11 protein-coding genes are annotated in these 12,854 nt (G+C 68.3%); 8 read left to right on the forward strand and 3 right to left on the reverse strand.

Going from position 1 to position 12,854, the window contains the following annotated elements; genetic code table 11:
- Positions 1-39 precede the first annotated feature (39 nt).
- Positions 40-258 carry a YMGG-like glycine zipper-containing protein gene (locus HUK68_RS14100; protein WP_175504742.1) on the forward strand — a complete coding sequence of 73 codons (219 nt, stop codon included), beginning with the start codon at positions 40-42 and terminating at the stop codon, positions 256-258.
- 64 nt (positions 259-322) lie between these two features.
- Here HUK68_RS14100 and HUK68_RS14105 read toward each other — a convergent pair whose 3' ends face one another.
- A complete protein-coding gene (locus HUK68_RS14105; protein WP_244146179.1) occupies positions 323-1,000 on the reverse strand; it encodes a DedA family protein in 678 nt (225 codons plus the stop codon).
- Between the two features lie 284 nt (positions 1,001-1,284).
- Between HUK68_RS14105 and HUK68_RS14110 the strand changes: the two genes are divergently transcribed.
- The 3 genes from HUK68_RS14110 to gdhA all read left to right on the forward strand — a co-directional run bounded on the left by HUK68_RS14110 (position 1,285) and on the right by gdhA (position 5,226).
- Positions 1,285-1,527, forward strand: coding sequence for a glycine zipper 2TM domain-containing protein (locus HUK68_RS14110; RefSeq protein WP_175504743.1), 243 nt, complete (start codon positions 1,285-1,287; stop codon positions 1,525-1,527).
- A gap of 84 nt (positions 1,528-1,611) precedes the next feature.
- Positions 1,612-3,627 (forward strand): DNA mismatch repair endonuclease MutL, encoded by a 2,016-nt coding sequence (gene mutL, locus HUK68_RS14115; RefSeq protein WP_175504744.1) that lies wholly within the window; start codon positions 1,612-1,614, stop codon positions 3,625-3,627.
- Positions 3,628-3,879: 252 nt separating this feature from the next.
- Positions 3,880-5,226, forward strand: a complete 1,347-nt coding sequence (gene gdhA, locus HUK68_RS14120; RefSeq protein ID WP_175504745.1) for an NADP-specific glutamate dehydrogenase — start codon at positions 3,880-3,882, stop codon at positions 5,224-5,226.
- Between the two features lie 171 nt (positions 5,227-5,397).
- Here gdhA and HUK68_RS14125 read toward each other — a convergent pair whose 3' ends face one another.
- Positions 5,398-6,261, reverse strand: coding sequence for a methylglyoxal synthase (locus HUK68_RS14125; protein ID WP_175504746.1), 864 nt, complete (start codon positions 6,259-6,261; stop codon positions 5,398-5,400).
- Positions 6,262-6,341: 80 nt separating this feature from the next.
- On the opposite strand from HUK68_RS14125, the gene HUK68_RS14130 reads away from it, so the two are divergent.
- Positions 6,342-7,214: an alpha/beta hydrolase gene (locus tag HUK68_RS14130; protein ID WP_390887830.1), complete on the forward strand. Its 873-nt coding sequence runs from the start codon at positions 6,342-6,344 to the stop codon at positions 7,212-7,214.
- 4 nt (positions 7,215-7,218) lie between these two features.
- Here HUK68_RS14130 and HUK68_RS14135 read toward each other — a convergent pair whose 3' ends face one another.
- Positions 7,219-8,232: a WaaS/CpsH family glycosyltransferase gene (locus tag HUK68_RS14135; RefSeq protein ID WP_175504748.1), complete on the reverse strand. Its 1,014-nt coding sequence runs from the start codon at positions 8,230-8,232 to the stop codon at positions 7,219-7,221.
- A 266-nt stretch (positions 8,233-8,498) separates the two neighbouring features.
- Between HUK68_RS14135 and miaA the strand changes: the two genes are divergently transcribed.
- Genes miaA through HUK68_RS14150 form a run of 3 tightly spaced genes read left to right on the forward strand, consistent with a single transcriptional unit; the run spans position 8,499 to position 12,801 of the window.
- Positions 8,499-9,491, forward strand: a complete 993-nt coding sequence (miaA, locus tag HUK68_RS14140) for a tRNA (adenosine(37)-N6)-dimethylallyltransferase MiaA (protein ID WP_175505850.1) — start codon at positions 8,499-8,501, stop codon at positions 9,489-9,491.
- Between the two features lie 13 nt (positions 9,492-9,504).
- A complete protein-coding gene (locus HUK68_RS14145; protein WP_175504749.1) occupies positions 9,505-10,227 on the forward strand; it encodes an ABC transporter ATP-binding protein in 723 nt (240 codons plus the stop codon).
- Between the two features lie 3 nt (positions 10,228-10,230).
- The gene (locus tag HUK68_RS14150; protein ID WP_175504750.1) at positions 10,231-12,801 is read left to right on the forward strand and encodes an ABC transporter permease; all 2,571 of its coding nucleotides are present in this window, start codon (positions 10,231-10,233) and stop codon (positions 12,799-12,801) included.
- Positions 12,802-12,854: the final 53 nt, after the last annotated feature.

Genomic DNA, 12,854 nt, shown 5'->3' on the forward strand with positions numbered 1-12,854 from the left:
AGGGGGACCCATCCGGCAACTGCATCAAGAGGATTGACCATGAAAACTCGAAATATTGTCCTGGCCGCGGCGACCGCCGCTGTCTTCGCGCTTGGCGGCTGCGCCAACAATGCCCAGCTGGGCACGGGCGCGGGTGCCGTCGCCGGCGGTGTCGTCGGCGATGCCGTGTTCGGCAGCACGCTGGGCACCGTGGGCGGCGCCGCTGCGGGTGCGCTGATCGGCAATGAGGTCGGCAAGCGCAGCGACCAGCGCCGCTGAGTGCTCCTCTGCGCAAAGCAAAAAAGCCAGCGAATCGCTGGCTTTTTTGCTTTTGGCGCCGGCTTCAGACCGGCTTGCGTGCCTTCTCGCTGCGCCCCGCGCGCCAGGCGCCGAAGATCGCAATCAGGCCCGGCACCAGGATCAGCGCCCAGATGATCTTCTCGAGGTTTTCGCGCACCCAGGGCAGGTTGCCGAACAGGTAGCCCGCCGTGACCAGGCTGCCGACCCACAGCAGCGCGCCGCCGACGTTGTACGCGGTGAACTTGCTGCGGTTCATCTGCGCCACGCCGGCCACGAACGGCGCGAAGGTGCGGATGAAGGGCATGAAGCGCGCCAGCACGATGGTGATGCCGCCATAGCGCTCGTAGAACGCATGCGCCTGGTCGAAGGCCTTGCGGTTGAACCAGCGCGAGTTCTCCCACTGGAACACCTTGGGTCCAAGAAACCGGCCGATCTGGTAATTGCACTGGTCGCCCAGGATGGCGGCCACCAGCAGCACGCCGCAGGCCAGTGGATAGTCCATCAGTCCGATGCCGCACAGCGCGCCGATGATGAACAGCAGCGAGTCGCCGGGCAGAAAGGGCATGACCACCACGCCGGTTTCGACAAAGACGATCGCAAAGATCAGTGCATAGACCCAGGGACCGTAGGCGACGACGAATGCCTCGAGGTGCTTGTCGATGTTCAGGATGAAATCCAGCAGGAAGGCCGCAGCGTCGGCCAAGAACGAGAAGATTTCCAAGACAGTGCTTTCCAAGATCAGAAGACATCCGGCCAATGCCGGCAGAGACGACACTTTATAGCGCCGGGCGACGGTGGCCCGCCGCCGGCCTGCATTTTTGCCGGCAAAGGACGCAAAAACGCCTGCCAGTGTGATTGCGCTGACAGCTGTTACAACTTCAGCGCAGTCCTACGCTTATTTGCAAATTACCTCCCCAACGAGCCCATGGGCTTTACAAACCGCTGGCAAAGTCGGCTCCAGGGTGCAAAACGCACCGCACGTTCATAGAAATACAGGAGTTGCTTATGACGAATTCCCTCAAGAAAATCACCTGCGCCGGCCTCACCGCGCTGGCCATTGTTTCCATGGCCGGTTGCGCCCATGGCCCCAGCCGCTCGCAGCTTGGCACCGGTGCCGGCGCGGTGGTCGGCGGCGTCGCCGGCAGCGCCTTGTTCGGCTCGACACTGGGCACCATCGGCGGCGCCGCTGCGGGCGCGCTGGTGGGCAACGAGCTGAGCAAGGACGGCGGCCGCCGCGGACGTCGCTGACCTCCAGCGGCCTGCCCCTGCGCAGACCGCGGGCGTGCGCGGCGCCACAGCGTGCCGCGGCGCCTTCCCCCTAGAATCGTCCGGGTGAACGCTTCTACCTCCCCCTCCTCCGACACCCCTGCCCGTCGCCCGATACGCGACCTGCCCGATGAACTCGTCAGCCAGATCGCGGCGGGTGAAGTCGTCGAGCGCCCTGCCTCGGTGGTGCGCGAACTGGTCGACAACGCGCTCGATGCGGGCGCCACGCAGATCACCGTGCGCCTGCTCGCGGGCGGTGTGCGGCTGATCACGGTGGAAGATGATGGCGCGGGCATTCCGCGCGACGAATTGCCCGTGGCGCTGCGCCGCCACGCGACCAGCAAGATCGCCGACCTGCATGACCTCGAAACCGTGGTCACCATGGGGTTTCGCGGCGAGGCGCTGGCGGCCATTGCTTCGGTGTCCGAAGCCTCCATCCTGTCGCGCCCCGCAGGCCAGGACAGTGCCTATCTGCTCGATGCACGTAGCGGCGAGCTGCGGCCCGCGGCGCGCAACCAGGGCACGAGCGTCGAGATCAAGGAATTGTTCTTCTCGACCCCGGCGCGGCGCAAGTTCCTCAAGACCGATGCCACCGAGCTCGCGCATTGCGTCGAGGCCGTGCGCCGCCACGCACTGGCGCGGCCCGAGGTCGGCTTTGCAATCTGGCACGAGGGCAAGCTCGTCGAGCAGTGGCGCGCGGTGAATGCAGCCAGCCGCGAGGAAGCGCTGGCGCGCCGCCTGGCCGATGTGCTGGGCGAGGATTTCGTCGCCCAGTCGGTGGCGGTGCAGCGCGACAGCGGCGGCATCAGCGTCACCGGCCGCGCCGGTGTGCCAGATGCCGCGCGCTCGCGGCCGGACCACCAGTATTGCTACGTCAATGGCCGTTTCGTGCGCGACAAGGTGATCGCGCATGCGGCGCGCAGCGCCTATGAAGACGTGCTGCACGGCCAGAAGCAGCCCATCTATGCGCTCTACATCAGCATCGATCCGGCGCGCATCGACGTCAATGTGCACCCCACCAAGATCGAGGTGCGCTTTCGCGACAGCCGCGAGGTGCACCAGGCCGTCAAGCATGCGATCGAGGATGCGCTGGCCGTGCCGCGGGCCGCCGCCCAGGCCGCAGCCGCTGCCGAAGCCGCCGGCACGGTTGCCGGCGCCGCAACGCCGCCCGTCGGCGCCGCGCCCGCATTCAGCCTCGCTGCGCGTGCGCAGCAGACCCACATGCCGTTTGGCAACAACCTTCCGGGCCAGCGTGTCAGCGACATGGGCGCGCTCTGGGCGCCGATGCGCTCGCCGGCTCCGCAGGCCACCGTGCCGGCCGCCAACCCGAGCGCCGAATTGCCCAGACCAACCACCGTCCCCGCGCCACTGCCTCTGTCCGCTGACGAGTTGCCCCCTGCCACTGCGCCTGGCTTGCCTGCTGCCGCGCCGGCCTTGCAGCCGGTCGCCGCAGCGCCGGCTGCCGCAGCGCCGGTTGCCGCCGACGATGCCCCGCACTGGCCGCTGGGCCGGGCCGTGGCCCAGATCCATGGCGTCTATATCCTGGCCGAGAACGCGCAGGGGCTGGTGCTGGTCGACATGCACGCGGCGCACGAACGCATCGTCTATGAGCGGCTCAAGGCATCGCTCACCGACCAGCAGCGTATTCCCAGCCAGCCGCTGCTGATTCCCGCGACCTTTGCCGCGACCCTGCAAGAAGTTGCCACGGCCGAAGCCCATGCCGAAACGCTGAGCCAGCTGGGGCTGGAGATCTCGCCGTTCTCGCCCAAGACGCTGGCGGTGCGCGCCGTGCCGGCCTCGCTCGCCCAGGGCAATGCGGTCGAGCTGGCGCGCAGCGTGCTGGGCGAGCTGGGCGAGCACGACGCCAGCACCGTCGTGCAGCGCGCGCGCAATGAAATCCTGGCCACCATGGCCTGCCATGGCGCGGTGCGCGCCAACCGCAAGCTCACGCCCGACGAAATGAACGGCCTGCTGCGGCAGATGGAAGTCACCGAGCGCTCCGACCAGTGCAACCACGGCCGTCCGACCTGGCGGCAGATGTCGATGCGCGAGCTGGACGCGCTGTTTCTGCGCGGGCGTTGAACCCCGCGGCCTGCGCCCATTCCGATGGCCGCCGTGCTCCGGCGGCCCCTGTCTCTATATCGCAGCCGGCTTGTCCGGCCGCTGCCGCATGCGCACGCATGCCCCGTTACAGGGAGGAATGCACCAAAAGAACCCATTGATGCACCAGTCATGCACAAGACCGCCCCAAAAAGATGCATAAAGGCATACATTTTTGGCATAATCTTTGTTGGAGTTTCCCGCAGCCCGTTTTTTAGTCAGAAGGTTCTTTCCATGAAGTACGAGTCCGTCCACCATTTCCTCGAGCAAGTGGCACAGCGCAACCCCGGCCAACCCGAATACCTGCAAGCTGTGACCGAAGTGATGGAAAGCCTCTGGCCCTTCATTGAAAAGCATCCCAAGTACGCCGAAAACGGCTTGCTCGAGCGTCTGGTCGAAGCCGAGCGCACCGTCATGTTCCGCGTGAGCTGGACCGACGACAAGGGCCAGGTGCAGGTCAACCGCGGCTACCGCATCCAGCACAGCATGGCCATCGGTCCCTACAAGGGCGGCCTGCGCTTCCACCCGTCGGTCAACCTGTCAGTGCTCAAGTTCCTGGCTTTCGAGCAGACCTTCAAGAACGCGCTGACCACGCTGCCCATGGGCGGCGGCAAGGGCGGCTCGGACTTCGACCCCAAGGGCAAGAGCCCGGCCGAAGTCATGCGCTTTTGCCAGGCTTTCGTCACCGAGCTGTTCCGCCATGTCGGTCCCGACACCGATGTGCCCGCGGGCGACATCGGCGTGGGCGGCCGTGAAGTCGGCTTCATGGCCGGCATGTACAAGAAGCTGTCGAACAGCGCGGCCTGCGTGTTCACCGGCAAGGGGCTGTCGTTCGGCGGCTCGCTGATCCGTCCCGAAGCCACGGGCTACGGCACGGTCTACTTCGCGCAGGAAATGCTCAAGACCCGCGGCAAGACCTTCGAAGGCCTGACGGTCTCGGTGTCGGGCTCGGGCAATGTCGCGCAATACGCGGTCGAGAAGGCCATGGCGCTGGGCGCCAAGGTGGTGTCGGTGTCCGACTCCTCGGGCACGGTCTATGACGCGGCGGGCTTCGACAGCGCCAAGCTGGCGCTGCTGATGGATGTCAAGAACCACCGCTATGGCCGCGTCAGCGACTACGCAGCGCTGGTGCCCGGCGTGGAATTCATTGCCGGCAAGACCCCCTGGCACCTCAAGGTCGATGTGGCCCTGCCCTGCGCGACGCAAAACGAGCTGGACCTGAACGACGCCCAGGCCCTGATTGCCAATGGCGTGCTGTGCGTGGCCGAAGGCGCGAACATGCCCTCGACCATCGAAGCCGCCAAGGCCTTCGAAGCCGCGGGCGTGCTGTACGCCCCGGGCAAGGCCTCGAACGCCGGTGGCGTGGCCACCTCGGGCCTGGAAATGTGCCAGAACTCGGCGCGCCTGTCGTGGCCTGCCGAGGAAGTCGATGCGCGCCTGCTGCAGATCATGCAAGGCATCCACGCCGCCTGCATCAAGTACGGCCAGCGTGCGGACGGCAGCGTGAGCTACATCGACGGCGCCAACGTCGCCGGCTTCGTCAAGGTGGCCGATGCAATGATTGCCCAGGGCGTCGTGTAATCCACGGCCGCACGCAAGACAAAGGGACCCTCGGGTCCCTTTTTTTTCTGCCGAAAGACCAACGATCATGTGTGGTCGCGATGTTTTTGCCGCCGGGCCGCCCCAAGGCAAAAACGCGGTGGGGGGCTAAGCCCCCCAGGCGCAGCTACGCGCAGCGAGCAGGCGTGGGAGCTAACGTTTCACGGCGGCATCGCACCAGCGCTGCGCGACCTGCGGTGTGGTCATGCAGACCGTGTCGTGCGTGGCCGTGGTCACGGCGCGCTCGAGCAGCTGGATGTCGGCTTCATGCTGGCGCGCGACATGCGGGTCCTCGAAGAAGATCACGCGCTGGCAGCGGCGCTCGAGCACGAGATCGGCGATCTGCGCATCGCCGCCGAGCGGGCCGCTCTGGTAGCGGTCGACCCAGGGCCGGTCTGCGGGCCAGCCCTTGCTCCAGGCCATCTCGTTGAGCTTCTGGCCCGTGGTGCCCGTGCCGACGCGGCGCGCAAAGCGCGACAGCAGCGTGAAGTTGCGCTCGGCGAATTCCAGCATGGCGGGCTTGAGCGCATCGTGGGCGATCAGCGCCAGCGTCTGCGACTCGAGCGCGTAGAAGCGCCTGGCCTGGGGATCGGGCGCGAAGCCGCGGTGCAGCCGCTCGGCCTCGATCCAGTCGCGCGCCGAGGCCACCGTCGACAGGAAGGGCTTGCCATGGATCACGCACTGGCGCTTGAGCGCCAGCGCTTCGGGAAAGATCGACGAGGGATCGACCGGATCGATGAAATAGATCGCGCCGTCGAGCCGGCGGTCTTCCTCCTCCAGTCCCACGACCTCGGCCACCAGCTTCATCAGCCCGCCTTCGCGGCCGTAGGGATAGCGGCGGATGCCCGCATACCCGGACAGCATGTGCGCGGCGCGGATGGCATCGTAGGTGCGGCCCACGGCGTGCAGCCCGAGCTCCAGTTCACGGATGCCGGACTCGCAGGCGCGCAGCCAGGAAAACAGGGCCGCGTCCTCGGCCTGATGGTGAAGACGGTTGGCAGCCAAACCCAAGCGCATAGGTCTCTCTCGGAAAAAAAATAGCACAAGCCTGCCGCAGCGCCGGTGCGGGCCGCGGATGGCTCCAAGCATATCCTTGAATGCCGGCACCACGCCCCCATCTCATCGAGCATATGCGTCCTGCCCGCCTGGTACTTGCCTCCCTCTGCTGCACGCTGCTGGCGACCAGCGGCTGCGCCCTGCTCGACGCCAAGCAGCGCGAATGGATCTTCCAGCCTACCGAGCGCACCTGGCACGGTGCCGACACCTCGGGCATGGAGGATGTGTGGATCGATTTCCGGTCACAACTGAGCGGCGAGGCCGTGCGGCTGCACGCGCTGTGGCTGCCGGCCGAGGATCCGGCCGCGCCGGTGCTGCTCTACCTGCATGGCGCGCGCTGGAACGTCGCGGGCTCGTCGCCGCGCATCCGGCGCATGCAGTCGCTGGGCTTTTCGGTACTTGCCATCGACTACCGCGGCTTCGGCCAGAGCAGCGCCGGGTTGCCGTCGGAAAAGCTCGCCATCGAGGATGCGCACGCGGCCTGGGACTGGCTTGCGCAGCGCCATCCGCAGCACGAGCGCTATATCTTCGGCCATTCGCTGGGCGGCGCGATCGCCGTGGCGCTGGCCAGCGAGGTCGAGGACGAGCGCGGCACGCTGGTCGAGGGTACGTTCACCCGCATGAGCGATGTGATCGGCAGCATGCGCTGGGGCTGGCTGCCGGTCGGTCCCTTCCTGACCCAGACCTTTGATTCGGCGCAGCGTGTGGCGCGCATTGGATCGCCGCTGCTGGTGGTGCATGGCAGCGGCGACCGGCTGATTCCGCCGGAACTGGGCCAGCAGCTGTATGCGGCGGCGCAGGGCCCCAAGCGCTGGGTACTGGTGGAGGGCGGCAGCCACCACAACACCAACGCGGTCGGGCTGCCCCAGTACCGCGTCGCGCTCAAGGAAATGTTCGACCTGCCCGCGCGCTGAAGCGTCAGCAGGGCAAGGCCGAAGCGACCTCGAGGCGCTCGCGCGAGCCGCTGCCGCAAGGCGCTGGCTCGAACTGCTGCACCCAGTGCGAAAACTCGTGGCTTGCGAGATCTGCATCCGCGAACCGCGGCATTTCAGACTGCAGGAAATCGCCGATCCGGCTGAAGTCGTCCTGCCCCAGCACGAAAAATGCGTTCCGATGGTAGAACGGCATCTTCTTCACGAGCGGGTTGCTCGTGATCAGCTTCTTGCCAAAGAACAGCGCTTCCATGCAACGGATGGTCAGGCCCGCCTGGTTGGCCTGCGTGAGCTCGAGCAGGCAGCGCGAGCGGTTGATGGTGTCGATGTTCTCGAGATAGCTGATTTCCTTGCGCATGATCTCGACGCCCGCGCGCTCGGGGTATTCGACCCCCTCCTCGCCCACCATCTGGAAGTGCGGCTTTATGCCCTGGGCAATGAGTTGCCGCGCGAGTTCTCCCAGCGCCGCCGAGCGGCCCTTGTTCTTGCCGAGGAAATAGACATCGAACTCGGGCGCCACGGGCGCGATGTATTCATCGACGCGGCGGTAGACCTGGTTCACGAGCGCCAGGTCGTAGTGACGCGCGTCGTCCGGATCGAACGTGAACACGCGAAACCCCAGGCCCTTGAGCAAGCGGATATGCAGGCGGCGCAGGCGGTGGTTCTGGCTGTGGTCTATGACCGGATTCCAGGTGAACACCGACACGTTGCGCGTGCGCAGGTGCTTGCGGATGATCCTCAGGTCCTTGATGTTCTCGATGCCGAAGATCAGCACCGGCGCATCCTTGGGAATCGCGGACAGGCGCTGCAGGTAATCGCGCGCAAACGGTTGAAAGCCCGGCAGTTCGAACGGCAGCCACGCGTCGACGTTCTTGAACAGCGAATACGCCGGCCCCTTGATGCGCTTGGGGTGTACCAGCACATTGGCCTGGCCTGCGGGCAACAGGCTGTCCAGCAGGAATGAGGTCAAGGTGAACTGGTTAGCGATGATGTGCAACATTTTTGCCTGGTGCTCTCGAATGGGTTTCCCGCCATTCCATACGCCGATGGAAAAAGGACACGCTTCTTACGATTCTATAAGTAGGACATCGCTGACATACAGGAAGGGAAATTTCGACAAAAAGGCCTTGCACACCACGGCGACCTGCGCCGGGCAGGGGTCTGCTACGCTCGCCGCCTTGCCTGGAGCAACTTGCGACCCACCGGCCCGCGGGCCTTTTCGACGATTCTTGCGGCACTGCCCGCTGTTCTGTAACCATGAGCGACATGACCGCCTCCCCTCCTTTGCCCTGCATCGCCATCGCGGGCCCGACCGCATCGGGCAAGACCGCGGGCGCGATGGCGCTGGCCGCCGTGCTCGGCACGCGCGGCCAGGCCGTGGAAATCATCAGCGTCGATTCGGCGCTGGTCTACCGCGGCATGGACATCGGCACGGCCAAGCCTTCTCAAGAAGAAATGGGCCTGGTCCCCCACCATCTCATCGATATCCGCGACCCGCTGCAAGCCTATAGCGCGGCCGAGTTCGTACAGGACACCCAGCGCCTCGTGGCCGAGATTCGCGCGCGCGGCGCGCTGCCGCTGCTGGTCGGCGGCACGATGCTGTACTTCAAGGCCTTGTTTGACGGCATAGACGACATGCCCGCGGCCGATGCCACGGTGCGCGCCCAGCTCGAGCAGCGCGCGGCCGACATCGGCTGGCATGGCATGCATGCCGAACTGGCCAAGGTCGACCCCGCAACCGCGGCGCGGCTCGCGCCCGGCGACAGCCAGCGCATCCAGCGCGCGCTCGAAGTCTTCATGATTTCAGGCCAGCCGCTGTCGCATTTCCATACCCGGGCGCGCGCGGCCGCGGCAGAAGCGCCGCCCGTCGCCACGCTGTTTTCGCTCGAACCCGCCGAGCGCAGCTGGCTGCATGCACGCATTGCACAGCGCTTCGATGCGATGCTCGAAGCCGGCCTGGTCCAGGAAGTCGCGGGACTGCGCGCGCGCGGCGACCTGCACGCCGACCTGCCCTCGATGCGCTGCGTGGGCTACCGCCAGGCCTGGGAGGAAATGGACTGGCAAGCGCGGCGCGGTGGCGAACTGAACCGGCATCTGCTGCGCGAAAAAGGCATTGCCGCGACGCGCCAGCTCGCCAAGCGCCAGATCACCTGGCTGCGCAGCATGCCGCAGCGCCGCGTGATTGCGTGCGATGCGCCCGATGCGACGGCAGCGCTGGTGCAGGCGGTGCTGGACCACCTGGCCGTGCAGCGCAGCTGACACCGCAGCCGCCATGGACCCAGCGCGCACCGTTCCCGCCCCGGCCCCGCCCGCCATTGCCGTCGAGGGATTGGGCAAGCACTATGCGGGCGCCGCGGTCTTCAGCGCGGTGTCGTTCGACGTCGCGCCCGGGGAGTTCGTCGCCATCGTGGGCGAATCGGGCGTGGGCAAGTCGACGCTTCTCAACTGCCTGGCGGGGCTCGACCACTGGGACGCGGGCCGCATCGCGCACGCCGGCCAGGATCTGGGCGCGCTGGACGACGACCAGCGCGCGCTCTGGCGCCGCGCGCACCTGGGCTTCGTGTTCCAGGCCTTCCATGTGCTGCCGCATCTCGATGTCGCGCAGAACGTGGGCCTGCCGCTGATGCTGCTGGGCCGAAACGATGCAGCCGGCGCGCGCGTCGAGGCCATGCTCGAGGCCGTGGGCCTGGGCGGACTGGGCGCGCGCCTGCCGCAGCAGCTCAGCGGCGGCCAGTTGCAGCGCGTGGCCATCGCACGCGCGCTGGTGCACCGCCCGCGCCTGCTGCTGGCCGACGAACCCACGGGCAATCTCGATCCGGCCACGGCCGTGCGCATTCTCGACCTGCTCACGGCCCAGGCGCGCGAAGCGGGCGCGGCACTGGTGCTGGCCACCCATTCCAGCGAGGCCGCGCGCCGCGCCGACCGCGTGCTGCGGCTGAGGGCAGACGGCATGGTGGCAAACGACCTGACCGCTGGCGGCAGCATCGGGGCCTGAGCCATGTGGGCCCTGCTGCGCAGCTTTTCCCTGCAGGAACTGCTGCACCACCCGTGGCGCACCGCCAGCGCGCTGATGGCCGTAGTGCTGGGCGTGGCGCTGGGCTTTGCGGTGCATGTGATCAATGCGTCGGCGCTGGACGAATTCTCGCGCGCCGTGCGCAGCGTGCAGGGCCAGCCCGATCTGGAGTTGCGCGCCATGCAGGGCGCGCTGCCCGAGCCGCTCTATGGCCTGGTGGCGCGCCAGCCGCAAGTGGCGCGTGCCGCGCCGTGGCTGGAGGCTTCGGTACAGGCGCAGCGCGGCGCTGGCCAGGCGCCACCCGTCACGCTGCGGCTGCTGGGCGCCGACGCGCTGCAGTTCGCCCCCATGGCGCCGGCTTTGGTGCCGCGCTTGTTTGCGGGCCGCAATCGGCTTGACCTGTTTGCCCCTGCCACGGTATTTCTCAACGCCGCGGCCTTGCAGGCGCTGGACTTGAACGAGGCCCAGGCAGCCGATGCGCAATTGCAGTGGCGCCTGCCCGCGCCCCCGGACGGCAGCGCGCCGGCGCCCGTGATGGTGCGCATTGCCGGCACCGTCGCGGCGAGCGGCCCGCCGCTGGCGCTGATGGACATCGGCGCCGCGCAGGACCTGCTGCAGCGCTGGGGCGGGATCAGCCGCATCGATCTGCTGCTGGCGCCGGGCGCCGATGCCGATCGCCTGCTGGGCGAGTTGCGCGCGCTGCCCGGCTGGCCGCAGGGCGTGCTGGCCAGCGTGCCCGGCAACGAGCAGCAGCGCGTGGCGCAGATGTCGCGCGCCTACCGCGTCAACCTCACGGTGCTGGCGCTGGTGGCGCTGTTCACCGGCGCCTTCCTGGTGTACTCGGTGTTGTCGCTGAGCGTGGCCCGGCGCGCGCCGCAGTTCGCGCTGCTGGCGGTGCTGGGGCTCACGGCGCGCGAACGCCTGGCGCTGGTGCTGGCCGAATCGGCCGTGCTGGGGCTGGTGGGCAGCGCCGGCGGCATTGCGCTGGGCCTGGGTCTGGCCGCGCTGGCGCTGCGGCTGCTCGGTGGCGACCTGGGCGGCGGCTACTTCGGCGATGTGCAGCCCGCGCTGCAGTGGAGCGGCGCCGCGGCGCTGGTGTTCGCGGCGCTGGGACTCGCGGCCACGCTGGCCGGTGGCTGGTGGCCCGCGCGCAGCGCCCAGCGCCTGCCCGCGGCCGCCACGCTCAAGGGCCTGGGCGCGCTGCAGATTCCCGCCGCCGGCGCACGCCTGCCTTTGCTGCTGCTGGCGGCCAGCGCGCTGCTGGCTTGGCTGCCGCCGATTGCCGGCATTCCGCTCGCGGCCTATGTCTCGGTGGCGCTGCTGCTGCTGGGCGGCATGGCCGCGCTGCCCTGGCTGCTGGGCCGGCTGCTGCGGCGCCTGCCGGAATTCGCGCGCCGCCGGCCGCTGTGGCTGCTGGCCTTCGAGCGTGCGCGGCGCATGCGCGCCAGCGCCGGCGTGGCCGTGGGCGGCGTGGTGGCCAGCCTGAGCCTCGCCGTGGCGCTCACCGTCATGGTCAGCAGTTTTCGCGGCTCGATGCTCGAATGGCTGGACACCGCACTGCCCGCACCGGCCTATGTGCGCGCCCCGAGCGGCGCAGGCCAGGGCGATGCCGGACTGCGCGATGCGCGCCTGCTCGATGCCGTGCGCGCGCTGCCCGGGGTCGCGCGCGCCCAGGCCCAGCGCAATGCCAGCCTGGCGCTCGACAGCCGCCAGCCCGCGCTGGCGCTGCTCGTGCGGCCGCTGCGCGGCGCGCAGGCCCAGGCACTGCCCTGGCTGGCGCCGCCGCTGCCGGTGCCGCAGGGGCTGATGGGCGTGCATGTCAGCGAAGCCGCGGCCCAGCTGTACGGACTGCAGCCCGGCCAGCGCTGGGATGCGCTGCAGCCGGCCTTCCCCAGCGCGCCCGGCTTCTTCGTGGCCGGCATCTGGCGCGACTATGTGCGCCAGTTCGGCGCCGTGGCCATGGACAGTGGCGATTACCAGCGGCTCACGGGCGACACCCGCCTCTCCGAAATCGCGCTGTGGCCCGCTCCCGGTGCCGACCTGGCGGCGCTGCAGGCGCGAATCCAGGCGCTGGCCCCCGCGCATGGCGCGCTCGAATGGGTCGGCAGCCAGGGGCTGCGCGAGCGCTCGATGCGCATCTTCGACCGCAGCTTTGCCGTGACCTACTGGCTGCAGGCCGTGGCCATAGGCATCGGCCTGTTCGGCATTGCCGCCAGCTTCAGTGCCCAGGTGCTGGCGCGGCGCAAGGAGTTCGGGCTGCTGAGCCATCTGGGCCTCACGCGCCGGCAGATCCTGAGCGTCGTGGCGGGCGAAGGCGCGGTCTGGAGCGCGCTGGGTGCCGTGGCCGGCACGCTGCTGGGCCTGGGCGTGGCGGTGATCCTGGTGCATGTCGTCAATCCGCAGAGCTTCCACTGGACCATGGAACTGCGCCTGCCCTGGCTGCGCCTGGCGCTGCTGGCATTGGCCGTCACGGCCGCGGGCACGTTGGCGGCGTGGCTCGCGGGCCGCGCCGCCGCCGGGCGCGACGCGGTGCTGGCCGTGAAGGAAGACTGGTAGCGGCGCGCAGTCACGGCAGTGTCATCGAGGCTGGATACAAACCAGGCTTCGAC

Origin of the sequence: Comamonas antarctica, from assembly GCF_013363755.1 — a bacterium.
In the GTDB taxonomy this organism is placed as follows: Bacteria; Pseudomonadota; Gammaproteobacteria; order Burkholderiales; family Burkholderiaceae_C; genus Comamonas; species Comamonas antarctica.

Bases quoted from the DNA above. Each gene is read 5' to 3' on its own strand.
- HUK68_RS14100 (WP_175504742.1), top strand. From the start codon at position 40: ATGAAAACTCGAAATATTGTCCTGGCCGCGGCGACCGCCGCTGTCTTC.
- HUK68_RS14110 (WP_175504743.1), top strand. From the start codon at position 1,285: ATGACGAATTCCCTCAAGAAAATCACCTGCGCCGGCCTCACCGCGCTG.
- gdhA (WP_175504745.1), top strand. From the start codon at position 3,880: ATGAAGTACGAGTCCGTCCACCATTTCCTCGAGCAAGTGGCACAGCGC.
- HUK68_RS14125 (WP_175504746.1), bottom strand. From the start codon at position 6,261: ATGCGCTTGGGTTTGGCTGCCAACCGTCTTCACCATCAGGCCGAGGAC.
- HUK68_RS14130 (WP_390887830.1), top strand. From the start codon at position 6,342: ATGCCGGCACCACGCCCCCATCTCATCGAGCATATGCGTCCTGCCCGC.
- HUK68_RS14135 (WP_175504748.1), bottom strand. From the start codon at position 8,232: ATGTTGCACATCATCGCTAACCAGTTCACCTTGACCTCATTCCTGCTG.
- miaA (WP_175505850.1), top strand. From the start codon at position 8,499: ATGACCGCCTCCCCTCCTTTGCCCTGCATCGCCATCGCGGGCCCGACC.
- HUK68_RS14145 (WP_175504749.1), top strand. From the start codon at position 9,505: ATGGACCCAGCGCGCACCGTTCCCGCCCCGGCCCCGCCCGCCATTGCC.
- HUK68_RS14150 (WP_175504750.1), top strand. From the start codon at position 10,231: ATGTGGGCCCTGCTGCGCAGCTTTTCCCTGCAGGAACTGCTGCACCAC.